This window comes from Neorhizobium sp. AL 9.2.2 (assembly GCF_013317225.1).
Taxonomy (GTDB): domain Bacteria; phylum Pseudomonadota; class Alphaproteobacteria; order Rhizobiales; family Rhizobiaceae; genus Neorhizobium; species Neorhizobium soli.
The window spans coordinates 712,856-733,508 of sequence record NZ_JAALXU010000003.1 but is presented as its reverse complement, the minus strand read 5'-3'; the positions used below and the strand labels follow the sequence as shown (position 1 = coordinate 733,508).

Below are 20,653 nucleotides of genomic sequence, written 5' to 3'. Positions count from 1 at the left end.
TGCGCCAACAAACTCGACCATGTTGAACTCAGCTCACCTAGACGGAGCACTCAGAGATGTCGCCGACGCGCCTCGACTGGATATGAATTGGGGAGACTGCCCTCGTGGCGAAAGAGAATAATGGTGACCTCGGCTTTACGGCCGAGCTTTTCAAGGCTGCCGATAAGCTCAGGGGCAATCTGGAGCCCTCGGAATACAAGCATGTGGCGCTTGGCCTCATCTTCCTGAAATACATTTCTGATGCCTTCGAAGGTCTGCACGCCAAGCTGATGGCGGACGAGCATGCTGATGCGGAAGATCCGGAAGAATATCTGGCGGAAAACGTCTTCTGGGTGCCGACGGAAGCGCGGTGGCTTTTTCTGCAGGCCAATGCCAAGCGGCCTGAGATCGGCAAGCTGATCGATGAGGCGATGGAAGCCATCGAGCGCTTCCCGTCGAACGAGGGATTGAAGGGCGTTCTGCCGAAGAACTATGCACGCCCAACGCTGAACAAGACCATGCTCGGCGAACTGATCGACCTCTTCTCCAATATCGGCCTGCATGACAGCAAGGACACGGCTAAGGACCTGCTGGGGCGGGTCTATGAATATTTCCTCTCCGGTTTCGCCGGCTCGGAAGGCAAGCGCGGTGGCGAGTTCTTTACGCCACGTTCGGTGGTGCGAACCCTGGTCGAGATGCTGGAGCCCTATAAAGGCCGCGTCTATGACCCCTGCTGCGGCTCGGGCGGCATGTTCGTGCAGTCGGAAAAGTTCATCGAGGAGCATGGCGGACGGCGAAACGACATTGCCGTCTATGGCCAGGAGATCAACCACACCACCTGGCGCCTGGCCAAGATGAACCTCGCCGTGCAGGGCATTGATGCCGATATCCGCTGGAACAACGAGGGCAGTTTCCACCGCGACGAACTGCCAGACCTGAAGGCTGATTTCATCCTCGCCAACCCGCCCTTCAACATTTCCGATTGGGGCGGCGAGCGGCTGTCGGAAGATGCCCGCTGGAAGTTTGGCAAGCCGCCGAATGGCAATGCCAATTTCGGCTGGCTGCAGCACATCATTCACCACCTTGCCCCGCGCGGCACGGCGGGTGTGGTGCTGGCCAATGGCTCCATGTCCTCCCAGCAATCGGGCGAAGGCGATATCCGCAAAGACATGATCGAGAAGGATCAGGTGGATTGTATGGTGGCGCTGCCGGGCCAGCTCTTCTATTCCACCCAGATCCCCGCCTGTCTCTGGATACTCGCCCGCGACAAGAGCGCCAATGGCCACCGCGACCGGCGCGGCGAAATCCTCTTCATCGATGCCCGCAAGCTCGGCTTCATGGTGGACCGGGTGCGCCGCGAGTTTACGGCTGAGGATATCGACAAGATCACGGGCGCCTATCACCGCTGGCGCTCGAAGCCGGAAACGCGGGCGAAGAACGGCTGGGCGGAGTATGCGGACGAGCCGGGTTACTGCAGATCGGCCAGTCTCGATGAGGTGCGAAGCCATGGCCACGTGCTGACGCCGGGGCGGTATGTGGGCGCGGCGGATGCCGAGGATGATGGAATTTCGTTTGCGGAGAAGTTCGAGGGACTCAGGGAGACCTTGCTCGGGCAATTCCAGCAAGGGCGAGACCTTGAGAAACATATCGAAGCGGCTCTAGGCGGGATCATTCACAATGACTGAGTGGCCCACCGTCGCGATCGGAGATGTCGCGAAGATATTTGACGGCCCACATGCGACCCCTAAAACAGTCACGGCAGGCCCGATTTTTCTCGGTATCGGAGCGTTACAAGATGGACGGATCAATCTAGGGGAAACGCGTCACGTCACACCGGAAGACTTTGCGTCATGGACCCGCAGGGTGAAACCTCAGCCGCGGGATGTGGTATTTTCTTATGAAACAAGGCTCGGTCAGGCGGCCATCATTCCAGAAGGCTTCGAGTGTTGCTTGGGTCGGCGCATGGGATTGGTTCGCACGGATCGAAGTAAACTCGACCCGAAGTTTTTCCTGTACTACTATTTGTCACCGTTGTTTCAGGATTTTCTGCGGAGCCGGACAGTCTTCGGAGCGACCGTTGATCGGATAGCTCTCAAGGAGTTCCCCTCATTCCCTGTAGCGCTGCCAGATCTGAGGGAACAACGTGCCATCGCTGACGTCCTCGGCTCCCTTGACGACAAGATCGAACTGAATCGGCGGATGAACGAGACGCTGGAGGCGATGGCACAAGCGAACTTCCGCGACTGGTTTGTGGATTTCGGCCCCACCCGCCGCAAGCTGGACGGCGCAATCGATCCGGGCACCATCATGGGTGGCCTCGTACAGGACACTGAACGCGCGCAAGCCCTTGCCGATCTCTTCCCCGCCACGCTTGGTGATGATGGGCTGCCGTTGGGTTGGAGGGAAACAAGTCTTGGTGCGGTTGCCAAAGCGACCGGAGGGATTGTCCAAACAGGACCCTTTGGCAGCCAACTTCATCAATCGGATTACGTGTCCGCAGGACTTCCTGTGGTGATGCCGGCAAACTTGACTTACTCGGGCTTCCGCCAAGGGGATTTTTCATACGTTTCTCTGGAGACGACGGAACGCCTGAACAAGCATCGTCTAAAGACAGGCGACATCGTATATGGCCGAAGAGGCGATATTGGGCGAAAAGCATTGATCGGACCGTACAATGAAGGATGGTTGTGTGGCACGGGATGTCTCAAAATCAGCTTTCCGCCTGGGCATATTCCCGCTGAGTACCTCTTTTACTCCCTCGATCATCAAAACACTCTAGATTGGATACGCGCTCGCGCGATCGGGGCGACGATGCCCAACCTAAACACATCTACGTTAGCTGAAATGCCTCTTCTCTATCCCAGCGATGCATCGCTTGCAGCGTTCGAGCAAATGGTCAAACCGACGCTGGCTTTGCGAGAAGAGAATGATCAGCAAAATGGCACACTATCCGCAACCCGCGACCTCCTCCTCCCCAAGCTCATGTCGGGCGAAATCCGCCTGTCCGAGGCTGAGCAACTGATGGAGGCCGCGCAATGAGCCAAGACACAAACTTCAAGAAGCAGATTGAGCGGCTGCTGGACCAAGCGGGGCGAGAGCACCGCTCGAAGCATCAAGGCGTCCATGCCAATCGATATGTCATCCAAGTAACTGGCGGGGGCCCATTCGACGTGATGTACGAGAAAGGCGCTAAGACACCGCCCAATATCTGGTGCCTCGCCAAGGTAGCCGAGCATGTAGCGGATGTGGAGTGTGAGATCGATCGTGCCGATCGGCTCCGACAGGTTCCTGGACAGTATGGTCGCCACAGTGCCTTGGAACACATGCCGCAACTTGCCAACGCCGACTTAGCCAAATTCGTGCCGAAGACGCTGACCGACGTCCGGGCGATCATCGACGCCATCAAAGCCCTTTCAGAAAATCCTGGAATCTCAACCTCAGGCAGAGCGCCATCATGAAAATCAGCAGCATTCTGGAAAAAATCGACGAACGGCAGCTCTTCGTGCCGGCCTTCCAGCGCGAATATGTCTGGAAGAAGAAAGACGCCAAGCTGCTGATCGACTCAATGATCAAAGGCTATCCGACAGGCACCATCCTGACCTGGGATACCAACCAGCCCCCCGAACTGAAGGGCGGTCACGTCTATGATCCGCTCCAGGGGGCAATCAAGATCCTGCTCGACGGCCAGCAGCGCGTGACGACGCTTTACATGCTGATCCGTGGTGAACTGCCGCCCTACTACACGCTTGAGGAGATCACCGAGGATACGCGCGGGCTTCATGTTCAAGTTCAGACGCGCGAGGTCGAATATCGGCAGAAGCGCATGGAAAACGATCCGCGCTGGATCAACCTGACCGACATTTTTAAGAAGAAGGTCCGGGCCAAGGACGTTGATAAGGCGTTGGGGGAAGCGGGACGGCAACTCACAGATGAGGACTATGACCGCATCGACGATACGTTCGCCGCGGTTCAAGGAATATTGGACCGGGACTTCCCCGAGCAGAATATTCCGATCAAAGCCTCTTTGCGAGAAGCCATCGATATCTTCTACATCGTCAATGCCGGTGGCGTGGCGCTGACGGACGCCGAACTCGCGCTGGCCCAGATCTCCGGATACTGGCCCCAGGCCCGCGAGGCGTTCAAAAAGAAGCTTGATACGCTGAAGACAAACGGCTTCATCTTCAAGCTGGATTTCATCGTCTATGCGCTGCTGGCCATTCTGCATCAGGGCGGCTCCGATATGCGCAAGCTGCACTCGGTGGACAACAACGATGCGATCCGCGAGGTCTGGAAGGCGCTTGACGCTAAGGTCCTGGACTATGTGGCGAACCTGCTGCGCGGCCATGCCTTCGTCGACCATACCGATGAAATCAACTCGATCTATGCGGTCATCCCGATCGTCGCCTATTGCCACCGGATGAACTGCAATCTCAGCCATAACGACATCCAGAAAGTGGTGAAGTGGTTCTACTATTCGCAGGTTCGCCGGCGCTACGTCAGCCAGCTTCCGCAGAAGCTGGATCATGACCTCAAGATTGTCGCGACATCAGAAACGCCCTTTGATCGGCTGCTGGACGTGATCCGCGAGGATCGTGGCGGCAACATCGCGATCACGCCGGACGAGTTTGTGGGCAGTGCCGTGCAAAACCCCTTGTTCGGGCTGCTGCGCTGGCATCTGAAGAGCCGGGGCGCAAAATGTCTCACGACAGGCGTCTCCATTCACCAGCCGATGGGCGAGAAGTACAAGCTGGAATACGACCACATCTTCGCCTTCGCCAACTTGAAGGCAGCCGGATATGGCCAGGAGAACAGACTTCGCTATCAATTGGCGCAGGAACTCACAAACCGCGCCATTCTCACCCAGACCGCCAACAGATCCAAGGGTGCCAAGGAAACAGAAGCCTATCTCTCCGGCGTTGCCCAGAACCAGCCAAACGCGCTCGGCCTGCAGCTCATCCCGGATGATCGCGAGCTTTGGCAGATCGACAATTACGAACTCTTCCTCAAGACCCGCCGCAAGATGCTCGCCGACAGCCTGAATGCCTGGTTGGAAGGACTTGCAGAGACCAATGCGGTCGCCGAAAAAGTCTCTCTTGAGGATATGATCGCCGAAGGGGAGAACGAGGAGGTCGAGTTCAAGCAGACGTTGCGCTGGGACATCAAGCTCGGCACCGTGAACAAGGAGTTGGAAGGCGTGATCATGAAAACGATTGCGGCCTTCGCGAATGCCCATGGCGGCACGCTTCTGATCGGCGTTGCCGACAACGGCGAGATCGCAGGTCTGGACAATGACTACAAATCGCTCAACGGCGGCAATCGCGACAAGTTCGAACTTCATCTCAAGACCCTAATCATCAACACTTTCGGCGAGGCCTTTGCGGCAACCAAGCTCAAGCTTGCCTTTCCTGAAGTTGAAGAGAAGGAACTCTGCCGGGTTGAAATCCTGCCGGCCAACAAGCCGATCTACATCAAGCTGGCAGACAAGGGCGGGGCTGCCCAGGATCGGTTCTACGTCCGCAATGGTAACTCGTCACGCGAGATGACCGGCGACCAATCGATCGCCTACATCAAAGAACGCTTTGTGTGATCGGAGCTGCGGGATCATGGGCGACGTCATTTATCATCAGCAGTCAACTTCTCACGCCGGCTTCTCTGAAGGCCTCGTCGAGGAGGTCGTCATCTCCACTTTAGTGGACCTCGGCTATAAATATCAGCCGTCGCAGGTGATCTCGCCGGACGGCAGCAATCCAGCTCGCCTAGCCTACGGTGACGTCCTTTTGTCTGGCATTCTTGCCACTGTTGTTGAGCGCTTGAACCCAAACGTCCCAGCAGATGCTCGTGAACAGGCGATCCGCCAGCTCTCCATCACGGAAACGCCGTCGCTGGTGGAAGAGAACCGTCGGATCCATCGGCTCATCACCGAAGGCGTCGATGTTGAGTTTTCCATCGGCAATGGCGAGGTAAAAGGCGACAAAGTCTGGCTGATCGATTTCGAGCACCCAGAGAATAACGAATTTCTCCTCACCAACCAGTTCACCGTCGCCGAGGGCAAGCATACGCGGCGGCCTGACGTGATGGTTTTCGTCAACGGCCTGCCGCTCGGCATCATTGAGCTCAAGAATGCCGCAAGCAAGACCGCCACCATCGATCAGGCTTACCAGCAACTTCAGACCTACAAGAAGCAGATCCCGTCGCTGTTTCGCACCAATGCCATCATGGTGGCGTCTGACGGCATGCTGGCGCGGATCGGCTCGCTGACAGCAGACGAAGAACGCTTCATGCCCTGGCGTTCGGTTACCGGTGCGGATGGCGACTTCACGCCCCACGGTCCCTATGAGATGGATACGCTGCTGCGCGGTGTGTTCGATAAAGAGCGCTTTCTGGCGCTGATCCGGGACTTCACAGTGTTTGGCGACCTCGGAGAAGGTCCGTTCAAGATCATTGCCGGCTACCATCAGTTCCACGGTGCCCGTAAAGCCATCACTAGCGCTGTCGAAGCGGTGAAGCCGGAGGGCGACCGAAAGATCGGCGTGATCTGGCATACGCAGGGTTCGGGCAAAAGCCTGCTGATGGCCTTCCTCGGCGGGATGATCGTGCGATCCCGTGAGCTGGAAAATCCCACCCTGATCGTGCTCACCGACCGTAACGATCTCGACGACCAGCTTTTCGGTACCTTCAGCCTGTGCAAGGATCTGATCCGGCAAACGCCTGAACAGGCGGACAGTCGGGAAGATCTGCGCAAGCTGCTGAACCGTGCCTCCGGCGGCGTCATCTTCACCACGGTGCAAAAGTTCACGCCCGAAAAGGGTGAGGAGGTGTTTCCGGTTCTTACCGAGCGCCGAAACGTCATTGTCATGGCGGATGAAGCACACCGCAGCCAGTACGGATTTGACGCCAAGCTGAACCGGGAAACCGGTGAGCGCAGTTATGGCTATGCCCACTATATACGCCAGGGGCTGCCGAATGCTTCCTTTATGGGGTTCACGGGCACCCCTATCGAGGCAACCGATGTGAATACGCCGGCCATCTTCGGCGAATACATTGATATTTACGACATCAGCCGGGCCGTCGAAGACGGTGCGACGGTGCCCATCTACTATGAAAGCCGCCTCGCCCGGATTACCCTGGATGAGGATGAGAAGCCGAAGATTGACGCAGCTATCGAGGCGATGCTTGAAGATGAGGCGCTGACCGAGCAGGAGAAACAGAAGTCTCAGTGGACCACAGTTGAACGGCTGGTAGGTGCGGAAAAACGCCTCAAGCAGGTCGCTGCAGACCTCGTTGCGCATCTGGAAAAGCGCATCGAAGGCCTGCCGGGCAAAGCCATGGCAGTTTGCATGAGCCGCCGCATCTGCGTTGATCTCTACAAGGAGATCGTCGCCCTTCGTCCCGAATGGCACTCCGATGACGATGACAAAGGCGCAATCAAGATCGTCATGACCGGGTCGGCCTCCGATCCGCTCGATTGGCAAGCGCATATCGGCAACAAGCGGCGTCGAGACGATCTCGCCAAGCGGGCCAGGAAGGTCGAGGACACGCTAAAGCTCGTCCTCGTGCGCGACATGTGGTTGACGGGGTTCGATGCGCCTTGCATGCACACGATGTATGTCGACAAGCCAATGCGGGGCCACGGGCTGATGCAGGCGATTGCCCGCGTCAATCGTGTGTTCAAGGAAAAGCCGGGCGGCCTCGTGGTGGACTACATCGGCATCGCCACCAACCTGAAAAAGGCGCTCGCCCAGTATTCCCAGTCTGACCGTGAAAAAACGGGGATCGATGAGGAACAGGCTGTAGCGCTCTTGTTGGAGAAGTATGAGATCGTCCGCGGGATGTTCGCTGGTCATGACTACATGCTCGGCATATCGGGTAAGCCCTTCGAGCGGCTCAGAGCACTTGCAGACGGCATCGACTGGATCCTGAAGTGGCAGCAGGCGGAGGCCGCGAAAGTCGACAGTCAGGAGGCCAAGAAACAGGCCCACCGGCGATATCAGGATGCCGTTCTGGAACTCAGCAAGGCCTATGCTCTTGCGTCTGCGAGTGATGATGCCGCCGAGATCAGGGATGAAGTGGGTTTCTTCCAGGCCGTTAGAGCCGCGCTCGTCAAGACCACAGCCACTGGCAAGATTTCCGATAGGGCAAAGTCGCTGGCTGTCGAGCAACTTCTCAATCAAGCTGTAGCCAATGCCGAGATCGTCGACATCCTCAAAGCTGCAGGCCTAGAGAGTCCTGACATCTCCGTTTTGTCCGACCAGTTCCTCGCCGACGTCCAGAAAATGGAGAAAAAGAATCTTGCCCTGGAGGCGTTGAAAAAGCTGCTTAACGGCGAGATCAAGAGCCGCTCGAAATCCAACGTGGTCGAGGCCAAAACCTTTTCACGTCGGCTGGAGGAAGCCGTAACGCGCTACCATGCCAATGCCATTTCTACTGTCGAGATGATCCAGGAACTGATTGCCTTGGCAAAGGAGATGCAGGCCGCTTCCGCCCGTGGCGAAGAGATGGGGCTTACTCCGGAGGAGATCGCCTTCTACGATGCCCTGGCGGGTAATGACAGCGCCGTTGAGGCAATGGGAAGCGAGCAACTCCGCGTAATTGCCCACGAGCTCGTCGAGCAGATGCGTGGCTCGGTCACGGTCGACTGGCAGCACAAGGCAAGTGCCCGAGCGAAAATGCGGATTCTGGTGAAGCGTATTCTGAAGCGATTCGGATATCCGCCGGACTTGGAGCAGGAGGCCGTCCAGACTGTACTGGCTCAGGCCGAGTTGTTGTTGAAAGAGATAGTTTCAAATCACATCTGATAGCGCGGCGGCGTACCTTCTAGAGCGGTTCGCTTCGGCGTCAGTCCCCGCTCTTCGACGGAAAGGAAGGCGTCATTTTACCTTTGGTTCTCAGCCAAAGGAAAATTTGAAACCGGTTGCAAAAAAACTCTGCACGGCGAGCATTATGTCGCCCGCTTTGCGATTTTTGCTATTGTTGCACGAGAGCACCCCGTTGCGTTTTGGATTTGCGTCCAAGAAGCGCCGGCTTTCAGCATGGCAGCGATACCTTTATTCCGTTTGGCGTCCTCGGGCCGTCCGCGATAAAGACCTTCAGCTTTTGCTCGGGCCTGTCCCTGAGCTTGCCTACGGCGGCGATCATCGTAGTCCTTCCGAGCAACAGCGGCGAGCACATCGAGCATCATGCCATTGATTGCAGAGAACATACGCCCGGTAAATTCGTCAGCGGGTACGGCCAGTGTCCAAGAGGTGGGAAGATCTAGCGCGACTACGCGGACCCGTCGAGTTTCAAGTTCAGCGCGGAGGTTCTGCCAATCAGCAGCGGTTAGACGTGAGAGCCGATCCACCTGTTCGATCAAAAGAATGTCACCGGGAAGGGCGTCGGAGAGAAGGCGGAAGAGTTCCGGCCGGGCGAGCTTTGCTCCACTTTCATTTTCAACATAGGTCGCCGCGATGGACAAGCCACGTTCGTTGGCAAAGGCTTCAAGCTGTGCCCGCGCCCGAGTGGCGTCTTGTTCGTTCGTGGACGCACGCAAATACGAACGAACAAACATTTGTTAAGCCTTTCGGTTCACTTTGGATGGTTCAGAAATAGGCGGTACATTTTGGTTGGTCAAAGCATATTTTCTGAACCAGACCTAGAGTGGTATTATTGGAGCATGCCCTAATTGAACTAGCAATCAGGACCTACTGAACCCGGCGAATTATGCCTGCTATCCCGCCAAAGAACCTGAGGAAGTAACTTTGGGACATCCGCCTTTGAATTGGACAAAGCTGCTCCCATTGAGCATCCGTCTGTGTCCAAGTCAGAAACTAGTCACCTAGCTGCGACGATATTGCAGCTTGCCGCAAGACTCCGTGGGATAAGCCTCTAAAGGACCCGAAGTGTTGAACCATGCGCTTATCGGGGGCGGGAGACTCGTCTAGTCGTAGATGATGCAAAGATCTGACGCCCCCCCCTTGGATACTGAACCCCTACGAGAAGCGCCGACCCATTCACTGTCAAAGCGATGGATGGGCGGGTACGCGCCGATTCACCTCGGGACCAACCACCGATCGGCATCACTACCAATCGCTGACTGGTATCGTTTTAAAGAAGCCTTTAATCCCGAAGTAATCAGGCAAGCGATTAGCGAGAGTCGACGCCCTGTTAGACGGTGTGTCGACCCCTTTGGTGGGGCAGGAACTACGGCGCTAACATGCCAGATGCTGGGGGTTGCCTGTCATACGATCGAGGTTAATCCGTTTCTAGCGGACTTGATACGCGCAAAGACAGAACAATATGACACTGCTTTTTTGAAAAGTGCAATCGATGAGTTTTCTGCTGCTCTGCACTCAACAGTAGATCCTGAAGCTGTTTTTGGTGGTTGTCCGGAGACATTTATCGAGCCGGGAAAAAACAATAGATGGATATTCAACAGAGAAGCAGCTGGGGTTTTGGCTTCAGCTAGAACTGCGATCGACCAGCAACGCGACCCTAAGATTAAACGACTGTTTCTTACTGCTATGGGCTCGATGCTGCCCTTTGCGTCCAACGTAGTTATCAATGGCAAAGGTAGGCGCTACCGGCCGAACTGGGAACGGCGATCTATAAGTGCAGATAGGCTTAGATCTGAGTTCTCAACGCGCCTCATGAAGTACCTTTCTGATATCGAGAGCTTCAAGGATCGACATGCGGCCCACATAGAAGTGCTTAATGACGACGCTCGTGCCGCTATCGGAAGTATCCCTGAATTCGATTTAGCGGTGTTTTCGCCACCTTATCCAAACTCCTTCGACTACACAGATGTCTATAATCTGGAACTGTGGATGCTTGGCTACCTGTCTTCACGGCGTGAAAACCACGTTCTTCGTTCGAGGACTCTCGCGTCGCACGTTCAAGTCATTCGGAGCTTTGCCCCTCCGCCTGAAGGTTCACCAACCCTTGAGACAACTATACGTGCACTGCGCGGTGTTGAGGAAAGGCTCTGGCACTCAAAGCTCATCGACATGATTGGAGCGTATTTCGCAGAGCTACGTGATCTTCTTAGTCAGATGAGACAGAGGTTGCGCTCAAACGGAAAGATCTGGATTATCGTGGGTAACAGCAGATATGCCGGGGTTGAGATCAGATCGTCAGTCATTCTCGGCGAGTTAGCAGCCGCCGTTGGGTACAAAATTGAGCGGCACATCAACACTCGTGATATGCGGAGCTCACCTCAACAAGGAGGACAAAAGAACCTCTCAGAGAACCTTCTCATCCTGTCGTAGGGATTAGTCGGCAGGGTCTTCCACAGTTAGGGTACTCCGGTTCCAAATTTTTGCACGTCGCGGGATCGGCTGGCCGAGAGCCGTGGCGACAGTGATCGAACCGTTCAGAGTACTTGCCTCGGAACCGCCCAGAGTTGACATAGGAGCAGGCGACACATCGAGGTAGTAATCAGCAGAATTGACTAGATTTTGAAGCAGCGGTACGGAGCGGTTCGCCATTGTCCGAACCTCATGCCCAAGATCCCGATCATGATCCATACCAATAACGTTGAAATGGGCATGAGTGATCGCTACAGTTAACCCGCATCGACGAAAGATCTCCGAGAGCACAGGCCATATGAGCGTACTACTTTCGATACCAGGAAACTGCAAGAACACGTTATGAAGGCCATCAATCAAGATGCTATCATAAGGGAATCCATCTATATTACCGCGCTGAATTTCATCTGAAATCTTACCTAGCAGCACCTCTGGCTGTAAAAATCCGGGATAGAACCCGATCACATGGTAGGCGATGTCCGGGGTAGGAACGCGACCAAGCCTATCGCTAAATTTGGCCCTACGCAGCCGATCTAAGAGGGTGGAGTAGTAAGACTCCGGGTAGAGGAAGGAAACGATCAGAATTCTTCGGTAGAATGGTGCGCGGCGTGAGCGTCCTTCCGAAAACAGCGTCTCGTTTGTTCCATTGGTCCGCAGCGGCGACGTTAGTAGGCGCAGGGCAAAACTGGCTTTGCCACTGCTGCCTTTCCCAGTGATCAGCGTGTGAGACTTCTGAAAGATTTTTAGCCACGGCCGCCTCAATTCACGTGCTACGTTTGGATCTTGAGCACCGAGGAAGTCAAAGTAGCTAGCCGTGTTAGCTTCCTGCCATTTCGTCCTCTTAAATGTCTCAAGTATTGAAGGAAGATTTGGGTATATCTTCACACCGCCTTGTTTGGAAATGTGGTATCTATGGTTACCCGTGTTAGAGAACTGACGGCGAGTTTTCTCAAGACGGAATGATCTTAACTTTTCAAATGCATTTCCGGACCCGTCAAGACTATCCAGCCTTACAACAACATCGACCAGATAATCTAGTGAACGAAATGCGTGGCTATCAACATCGGCTGACAATAGTACTACTAGGGCATTGAGCTCCCGGAGCCGTTGTACCAGTTGATGAAGTTGAGAGACTGCCTGCTCAGCTTGCTCGCTGTTGATAACCTCGTGGACGCCATCGAGCACGACCACAAACGGGACGATACCTGGAGGTCTCTTCTGATCGAGCGCGAGATTGTTGCTTTCGTAGAAATCAAGCACTGCATCGATGAACACATCAACTGCATCAAGATTTTCCGCTGAATTTGGATCATCAAGATGATACGCGGTAAACCAACTTTCTCCGGGAGGCTCATTCGCGCGCGGCGCACTGTAATTGCGCATCTTGTTTATGAACCCCGGCGTTACGCTATAAATCCTATCGACAAGATCCTCTTCCTCCTCCTCACATGAGAGGTAGAAGCTGCGAGTACCCAAAGGAGCGAGAGCAGTACACAATGCCAGAGCTAGTGTCGTTTTCCCCGTTCCACTCTTACCCGTAATGCGGACGACGGAGCCGTTTGATTCCGTCGTACGTATCCCACCTGAGAAGATCGTTCGGGCACCAGGTACAGCGATAGGTATACCATCGAGATCTGCCAGGATCTGCGACGCAGAGGGTAAAACATCCAAGTCAGAAACGAACTTAATTTCATAACCGGCGTTGTCAGTGAACGCGATGTCGGCCCTAGATAAGAACTCGTTCAAAGACATCCACGCGCGTTCGCTCCTCCTTCTCTTTTGTCCCCTTGTGTCGGTACGTTCGAGAGCATAGTGACCGTAACCCTGGGAGGCCAATAGGTTGCCCACAATAAAGTCGGTTATTGTATGCATGTAAAACGAGTCACGACGGCCTATATAAGACTCGATCGTTGTGAGCGACTTCGATATTTTTTCAAATCTTATTGCATCAGCAATATACTCATAGATATTTGCACCCGTAGGGGGGGCAAAGCTTCGCACAGCCGCAGCATAGATCTCCGCCCTAATGACGACGTGGGCGTACGCCTCACTCTCGAGGAAGTCGTCAGCCGTCAGCATACGTCTTAGGAAGTATAGCGGTGAGAATACTTTAATCTTTTCGGACGCCGTAACACCGACTTCGCTGACAAAGAGATCTAAGTCGACTTCGCTCCATGCCTGAAAGTCCTTTTCCATAAGCAAAAACGCTCGCGTTTCCCCGGTATTTTTACGACCGGAAGGGCTGCGAGCGCTGTTGTAGATAGGACTTTTGCCCCTGAACAGATGAGCATCAAACCGTGTTGAGTGTTTCGTCAGAGATCGGAAGCAGCTGTTGACGGAAGCAATAAACTCTTCCCGCTCGTCTAGGGAGCTTGCACTTGTAAATAACTTCGCAGCGGCGAACCACTCTCGCAAGAGAGTGTCCGACCCATCCTCAAATGGCTTTTCGATCAGGAAATTCTGGGCGGTAATATTTTCAATCGAAATTCCTCGCACTTTTAACCCTTTATGCAGCGACGGTGTCGTTTAGCTGTGAGTACCAGACCTTCCTCTTAGTAAGAGATGCCACCACACGCTGTTGAAGCTCGCTTTTTTTGCTAACGGTGCGCCCGGCCGACCCGCTATGGGACTTGGCCTTCACCGCACCACCCTCGGCATCGGCAGAAAGATGAGTGCCTAGCCTCTCGTTTACTGCCTGGAGAAAGCCGTTTCTGTCTCCGTGGTCCGCAAAGGCTTTCGAAATGGCGGCAAGTCCGCTAACTCCGGCTCCAGTACCTAGAGCGGCTACAATTTTTATGATACGCTTCCGAATGTCTTTCCAAGTCACGGTAGTTGAGTGTATTAATCCGCTTGCGGCGTCTACGAAGCCAATTTCATCGCCTTTATAGGCATCGATCGCCAGATCTAGCCAAAAAGCTGGAAGCTCGTCTCGAAGACGATATTCACCCTTCAGAACTTTTGGCGTCACAGAACCTCCTGCAGCCTGGAAAGCTCGAAGCTGGTGGAAGCGGTCAAAAACTTCCGGTGGGAAACTTCGATCCAGCGTCAACTCGATTTCCCGGGCGAGTTTGCTATCCTGCAAATTCAGCTTTTCAACGATCAAATTTATTGCAGACCATTCTCGCGATTCTTGCATCGGCTTAGACTTCACATACCGCTGCAGGGCCTCCGAAATTTCATTGAATCTATTTTCGTTGCGTAGGCGCGCGATCATCAAATCGATAGCGGCTGTCCCTGAGTAATCTTCTTGGCCCGCGCAGTAGTCCGCGATCGTTTGGGTGAGTTGTTGATCCATTAGCCTTCAGGTCTCAAAAAGAGTTAGGTCTGTAGATATAGCTGCGAAGGATGGGGCAGAGGCGACCACTTCCGGGAGGCCTCCCAGAGAGACACATGTACCGGATCCATGGGGGATGGGTTGCGTATACCCCGTATGAAGCCAGATATCTTTCACAGACTTGTAGTCCCCATCGAGACAGCTAGGCAAGCGGATATTACTAAGGTGATCACCTGGAACGCATATACCCAGATACTCTACGCCAGCCTGAAGCGGATTCTCCTCAACCAACATAGGCAGCCCCAGCCTGCAGGGCAAACAACCAACGTCTGAATGCCGAAATACGTCCTCAGCATTCCAGCCAGGATTGCTGCGAAAAAACCAGGCCGGGGAGCGCGCGATATATATCACTTCGGTATGTCCCAGGATCTCGTCCCGAAACCAGATCTTTGCCGCCTCTTCGTCGAGGGTAGTTCCGGCCCCAGCGAGCATCCTAAAGGATTGCTCAATATCTGCTCGTGGCTGGCCTAGCACCCTTTCGAGGAATTCAGACAGACCCCGAAGGTTCTTGATGTTGCCGACGATCTCGCCGTTATTCAGCGAAACTACATTGCTGCCTGTAAGACGGCGCGTTGAAGCGAAAGCATCGAACGTCTCCTTGACCCCTATTTCGCTGGTCGCACTGGCGCAGAGGTTTAGAAGTTCAGCTTTGACTAGGTCTTCAAGATTCGAATCGCTATATACTTTTTCATAAACGCTTTGACTCATGTGAGCCGGTCGTGGTGGCAACGCCATCTAGATCACCCGGTAGAATGCTTCGTCAAATAAACTACAGCGAGCACGGGATGTCAATCGAGCACGGATAGCGCGCAAAGGTGCAAACGAGCAACAATCCGACAGGAGATATAGCTGCAACCGCAGCAGCAGACGAAGCCGTCCGCCTCAATCTCTATCGTCCGTTCATCAACCTCAAGTTCCGACATCCACCGCACTGTTTATCAGCCCTATTCTTTCCCCGTTTCCGGAGAGCGATTGCATAGGGCTGAACGAATGACGGTGACAAATCAGCAGGTTGACCTCTCCTGCACTAGGTTTCTGCCCGTTCTTCCACTGCGAAGAGAATGCTTGAGATCCGAATTTTTCATTCTCGTTCGTATTCGCTTTGCCGCGGCTGTTGCCTATCTAGCCGCCACGGCTGAATGAGCAGAAAGGGAAGAAAGCGTCTCTAACAGACTGATTCGCATAGCCTCTCCTTCTGCACTCAACGGCGACAAAGCAAAATCTTTGGCAGAATGGGACAAATCACCAAGATACTCGACAATCTTAGATGTGATTACTCGGTAATGGCTTAGTGCAAGACCGTTCGGAAGCTTTGCCCAACTCGGTTTCGGCTTCTGACCACCTGTTTTAAGCAGCATTCCCTTGCTACCATCTGATCGCGCAATGTGGTGATGCCCATATGCACCCCAAAAAGCTCCGGTAGGCGAACAGTTGGGACAAGCAGATATTCCGTGGTACCAGATTGGTAGATGAAGCCGATAGCTTCCCTGAAGCGACGATCTTCTGCATCATCCAATCTGTAGACGTCTAGGGGACGACCATCTCCCCACAGAGCAAGCATAGTCCCGTCCAAACTGACGAAAATCCCGGCACCAGAGGTTCCCACGTATCGCAGCGATGGGCCTGAACCCGGAATGTTACCTCTGGTCTCTGCACCGACGGAGATCCGCTTCCTAGAGCTGAGCCACCCGATCAGCGCACCTAACCCAATAAATACTGCTAGAACTTCCATTGCTTCCCCATAAGGGAATCGCGCGGTACGCCCCCGCGAAGAATCCCCTTGATCTCTGGTGATCAGGGAGTTGGAAAACCGAATGGATACGGTCCCTACGGCCTTTAGTTCGGAGAACCTGTTGCATACGCCGCAGGCTCCCGACCATAAGGTCAAGGAGTTGGGGCCAGAGCGTCACGGCGCTCCTTCTGTCGTCGTTTGCGGCGAGTTCGGCGACAGCGTGACGGGTCGTGGAAATTGCCTGTGCACTCAAACAGCGTGGCGAATGATTATACTCACGAATTTCTCACGATATTGCCCTCGTTGCCCCAGCGGCGTGACAGCGCAGCCGTGACGGCTTCATGCCAAATTCCACCGCAGAATTAATCTGCCTAGGCGCCACGTCACGGATGCGTATCCTCTGCGTTTGGTCCAGGTTCGAATGAAGGGGAAAAACGACGTGTCGGGCAGCATTGGTCACTTTCGATAGCGAGTACAAAAGGACGCGATAAGCACGATAAGCCAGATAGCAATAAACAAAATTATAGCGGTGATTGCTCCGGGATTGAGGCGGGCAAGGCCGTCTGCACTGAACTGCGATCTAGGATGGTAGCCGCGTTTTAATCGGTAACCACGCCATGAGGGAACCAAGCTCCAGCGGCCAGATAGGTGCTGAGAACGGCAATTAAGAAGTTCACCGTCATTGATAGTCTCCTTGTAGTCGCCATCGTCACATGAGGTGACCTCTTACCCTGGCTGAAGCCATTGCTGTTTGCACCCGGTTTCAAAAAATCCCGAGCAGTAGAACATAAAACGTAATCTATTCAGCGCGCAACGAACTATTCGTCAACAAAAGTACGAAGTATTTGTCAACAACCCTAAGTTTAAATGCGTTGAAATTACGTGTATCGTGGCGTATGTATTTGGGGTCAAGTCTCGCGGCTTTGATCGCGCTGGCCAGCGCGGAACACACCGACGCCAAGTGCTCGCCTTTTACCCCTTGAACGGGCACTTGGCGGGTCGGGGCTCAAAGGGGATTCAAATGACAGAACTACCGGCCTCTGGCCGTCAGCAGGCCTATAGCCATGCGCAAACGCCTGGAGGCGAGGTGGTCTCGCTGAAAGCCTACTCGCGTGGGCAGGTATCAGAAAACGACTTGAGGAACATCGCACAGCCCCTTGGGCAAATTCATGCGGCGCGCATCCTTATGCGCAAGTGGTCCGTTCTTCCCGATCAGGAGTTCAAGGTCATTTCTGTGATCTTTGGAGCCATGACGGCGTGGGGCAAGGAAACCCGCAAGTTTACCTATCGGTTTCTGGAGTTCGGTGACGCTGAGCACGCGGGGACCGGGCACGGGAAGCGCAACCTCATGCGTATCATCGCCTCGCTCGAAGAGCGCCGGGTGATCCTCGTAGATCGCTCCGACTTGCAAACCGGGCTTGACATCACGATCAACTTTCAATGGACGCCAGACGTTTGTAGGATCGCTGTTCCAAAAGGCTTGCGGAACGGGACAAATCCTGTCGCCGTAACGGCGGAAGACATGGACCGATGGGCGGAAACCAGTGACACGGCTGTCACTACCCCCATGACAGAACAGTCACCACCCCCGTGCCAAAACAGTCACCCCTTTAAAGCAAGACTTCTTAAGCAGGATTTTTCTAAGCAAGAAGGGTTAGGCCCTGCCTCGCTTCCGCTCGACACTGCTCCCCATTCCGCTTCGCTGAAATTTGACCCCGCCTCCGGCTGGGATAGCGAGCCTGCGGCTCGCCCGAAAGGTTTTTCGTCCACCCCCATTGCGCCGTCCCCCTCCTTCACGACCTCGGAAAGTTTGATGGCCCCGGTGGCGGCGAGTGACCGCAAGCTCCGGGACAAGGCAGAGAAGGTTTTGAAACCGGTTTCACTGGAAGTGACCTTCCGCCGGGAGTTTGCCGACCGCTTCAAGAACCAGCCGGGAGCCGTGTTCCCAGTGTGGACGCCGAAGGACATGGGCATGGTCAAAAATATTTTCATTAAGCGTTGGGCGGGAACCGTTGAGGAGGCACACGCCTTCGTCCGGTGGTCGGTCGGCAACTGGCAAGCCATGATGTCCCGTCCGTGTTTTGTCTGGATGAAAAGGGACCGCGCGCCGGAGTTTCCGCAACTCGGTTTCTGGCTCGCGCATCACGCCAACTTCCTCGTGGAGAGGGGTAGGGAAACCACCGACCGCTGGATTGCCGACATGCAGGATTTTGAGGAGCGCGAGTTCGGCCGGTTGACGATCAAGCAAGGCATGTCAGACGAAGCCGCCCGAATGCGGATCGCAGAAGACCGCGCCACCCGGAAGATGCGCGAAGAAAACGCCAAGGCGAAGAAGCAGGCAGACACCGCTTGGCAGAAGGCCGCTATTGTCGAGCGCAACATCAAGCGGATGGGCTCCCGGCAGGTAGTGCACCCGGACTCGATCACGGCGCGCGAAGCACGCAAGGCCGAAGAGGACGCCCGCGCGGAGGCATACCGCCGGGAGCACAACATCCAGCCCTTGAGCGAAAACGACCCTGTCCCCGACCTTATCGCCGCCGCTGATATCGGCTGGCAGAATGCTGGCTACGATAAGGGATGAGTGTGGAGCTAACCCGTCGTCTTCATCATCGGCGTCAGGTCGATTTCGGGATACTCGATCTTCGCCATCCAACCGGCGAGCACCGAAGCCCTCGTGCCCTGCCCATAGCGGTCTTCTATACCCGAACCGCGCCCCCATCCACCAAGCGCCTTAGTCACATCGATAGGGACGCCTGCATGTCGGATGGCATCCCGGAAGTTGTGTCGGAACGAGTGGAAGGACACGCCTTTTCGGGCTCGCACGTCAGTTCGAAGGAAGTAGCTAAACCGCTTCTGAAACAAGTCAACGGCATGCCTCTGATCGTCTCCCGGAAGATCACGGAATATGCGTGCATCGACGTCTGTGGCTTGCCCGATCTCGTCTAGGAGACCAAGTTTTACAAGCATCGGATGGACCGGCACGACTCGCTCCGAGCCTTCGGTTTTTAAGGTCCGGTCATCCATAGGAACAAGTACGAAGCAGGTGACACCATCAACCTTACGGACATCAGAGTGGCGGAGCCAGATGATTTCACCCAGTCGCATGCCGGAAAACAACGCGATCAGGGGAAGCCAACGTCTGCCCGGACTATTCTCGCCCCATGCAGGAAGGGACGTGAGCAGCCGCTTTAACTCATCGGCATCAAATACGGGCTTGCGCGCTGTCGGCGCTCCGGCGCCCGCGAGGAGCCGGGTCGCTGGGTTAGTCTCGATAATGCCCTTCGATATTCCATAATTGAAGAATGCCGAAAGGTGATGTGCGTAAACCTCTACGGTTCCCCGGACAAGCTTTGCCCCGCCGCGCTTCGCGTTTATCTCTCCAATCTCCCGAAGAGATTTTCCTTCAAAGAGCTTGTACTTCCGATAGTTCGGCGGCAAGGCGGCTATCGTTTCAATCATATCAGCGCACATTGCCCGATCTATTTCCCTGACAGGAAAATCCCGACCAGCAATTTCACGTAGCGCTTCAAAGGGAATAAGGTACTTTTTCGCAGCACTTTCCGTGAGGTTCGTTCGGAGAGGGTCACTCTCAAAACGCGCGATCAATTCGTCGACAGTCAGGCCCCTGCTGCCGACAAGTTTGGGCGCGGGCGCAGTAGCAAACACCTCTGAGAATAACCGGTCATGACCTTTCGAACTGTATATGTGGGCAACGCGATCCAGCGAGCGCCGGGAAAATTCCAGCTCTGCGCGATGCACGAGCCGGATAAAATCCTGCCAGTGCTGATCGCCGGGCTTTATCTTGATTTGAAATTGGCTCGCGATATCGATGGCAATTCTGTGCACGTCCCCAGCCCAACCCTCATAGGATGAGTCCAGAACACTAAGCCACTCGGTGACAGTTTCGGGGTCGACTTCTGAAACCGGTTTGCTCTCGGCGTCTTTCTCTCGCTGATATAGATAGACACGAACAGCCTGTTCGATGTGTTGGCGGGAAGCCTTGGCGGCCCGCTCGACAACTGTTGGCACGCCGAGTCTTGCGTCCTGAAACTGCCTATCCACCTCGGCGGCTTTCGCTCGCGCACGATCAGATGCGATTCGGTAATCTGTCGTATCAAGGGGAATTGTTAGTTGTTGTCGGTTCCCAAATAGTGCCGCGATATCGGCTGGGATGCGGCGCACGTAAAAGTATGCCGATTTCTTTCTAGTGAGGCCCGAAATTTTCGCCATAATAATACCTGCAAGACCCACCATGTTGGAACCGATGTTGGAACCTAAGCACGGTATAAAGTCTTTGTTTACAGGTATTTCGAACGAAATCAAATG

Annotated in this window: 12 protein-coding genes; 7 read left to right on the top strand and 5 right to left on the bottom strand. The window is 54.8% G+C overall.

Annotated features, from left to right (window positions below; translation table 11 throughout):
* Positions 1–104: 104 nt before the first annotated feature.
* Genes G6K99_RS10230 through G6K99_RS10210 form a run of 5 tightly spaced genes read left to right on the top strand, consistent with a single transcriptional unit; the run spans position 105 to position 8,774 of the window.
* Entirely contained in the window at positions 105–1,664 is a 1,560-nt protein-coding gene (locus tag G6K99_RS10230; RefSeq protein WP_174196468.1) for an N-6 DNA methylase, read from the top strand.
* Entirely contained in the window at positions 1,657–3,018 is a 1,362-nt protein-coding gene (locus G6K99_RS10225) for a restriction endonuclease subunit S (protein ID WP_174196467.1), read from the top strand. Before G6K99_RS10230 ends, G6K99_RS10225 begins: the two co-directional genes overlap by 8 nt.
* Positions 3,015–3,437, top strand: a complete 423-nt coding sequence (locus G6K99_RS10220; protein ID WP_174196466.1) for a hypothetical protein — start codon at positions 3,015–3,017, stop codon at positions 3,435–3,437. The genes G6K99_RS10225 and G6K99_RS10220 overlap by 4 nt, the downstream gene beginning before the upstream one ends.
* On the top strand, positions 3,434–5,566 hold the full coding sequence (locus G6K99_RS10215) for a DUF262 domain-containing protein (RefSeq protein ID WP_174196465.1): 2,133 nt from the start codon (positions 3,434–3,436) through the stop codon (positions 5,564–5,566). Before G6K99_RS10220 ends, G6K99_RS10215 begins: the two co-directional genes overlap by 4 nt.
* 16 nt (positions 5,567–5,582) lie before the next feature.
* On the top strand, positions 5,583–8,774 hold the full coding sequence (locus G6K99_RS10210; RefSeq protein ID WP_174196464.1) for a type I restriction endonuclease subunit R: 3,192 nt from the start codon (positions 5,583–5,585) through the stop codon (positions 8,772–8,774).
* Positions 8,775–8,917: 143 nt separating this feature from the next.
* Here G6K99_RS10210 and G6K99_RS10205 read toward each other — a convergent pair whose 3' ends face one another.
* Positions 8,918–9,526 carry a recombinase family protein gene (locus G6K99_RS10205; protein ID WP_174196463.1) on the bottom strand — a complete coding sequence of 203 codons (609 nt, stop codon included), beginning with the start codon at positions 9,524–9,526 and terminating at the stop codon, positions 8,918–8,920.
* Positions 9,527–10,178: 652 nt separating this feature from the next.
* On the opposite strand from G6K99_RS10205, the gene G6K99_RS10200 reads away from it, so the two are divergent.
* Positions 10,179–11,222 carry a hypothetical protein gene (locus G6K99_RS10200; protein WP_174196462.1) on the top strand — a complete coding sequence of 348 codons (1,044 nt, stop codon included), beginning with the start codon at positions 10,179–10,181 and terminating at the stop codon, positions 11,220–11,222.
* Positions 11,223–11,225: 3 nt separating this feature from the next.
* Here the strand turns inward: G6K99_RS10200 and G6K99_RS23500 are convergent, their stop codons facing one another.
* Genes G6K99_RS23500 through G6K99_RS10185 form a run of 3 tightly spaced genes read right to left on the bottom strand, consistent with a single transcriptional unit; the run spans position 11,226 to position 15,303 of the window.
* Positions 11,226–13,757, bottom strand: coding sequence for an ATPase domain-containing protein (locus G6K99_RS23500; protein ID WP_174196461.1), 2,532 nt, complete (start codon positions 13,755–13,757; stop codon positions 11,226–11,228).
* A gap of 10 nt (positions 13,758–13,767) precedes the next feature.
* Positions 13,768–14,556 (bottom strand): hypothetical protein, encoded by a 789-nt coding sequence (locus G6K99_RS10190; protein WP_174196460.1) that lies wholly within the window; start codon positions 14,554–14,556, stop codon positions 13,768–13,770.
* A 6-nt stretch (positions 14,557–14,562) separates the two neighbouring features.
* Positions 14,563–15,303, bottom strand: coding sequence for a hypothetical protein (locus G6K99_RS10185; RefSeq protein ID WP_174196459.1), 741 nt, complete (start codon positions 15,301–15,303; stop codon positions 14,563–14,565).
* Between the two features lie 2,045 nt (positions 15,304–17,348).
* Between G6K99_RS10185 and G6K99_RS10180 the strand changes: the two genes are divergently transcribed.
* Positions 17,349–18,908 carry a hypothetical protein gene (locus tag G6K99_RS10180; protein ID WP_174196458.1) on the top strand — a complete coding sequence of 520 codons (1,560 nt, stop codon included), beginning with the start codon at positions 17,349–17,351 and terminating at the stop codon, positions 18,906–18,908.
* 8 nt (positions 18,909–18,916) lie between these two features.
* On the opposite strand, the gene G6K99_RS10175 is transcribed toward G6K99_RS10180, so the two are convergent.
* The gene (locus tag G6K99_RS10175; RefSeq protein ID WP_174196457.1) at positions 18,917–20,650 is read right to left on the bottom strand and encodes a site-specific integrase; all 1,734 of its coding nucleotides are present in this window, start codon (positions 20,648–20,650) and stop codon (positions 18,917–18,919) included.
* Positions 20,651–20,653 lie beyond the last annotated feature (3 nt).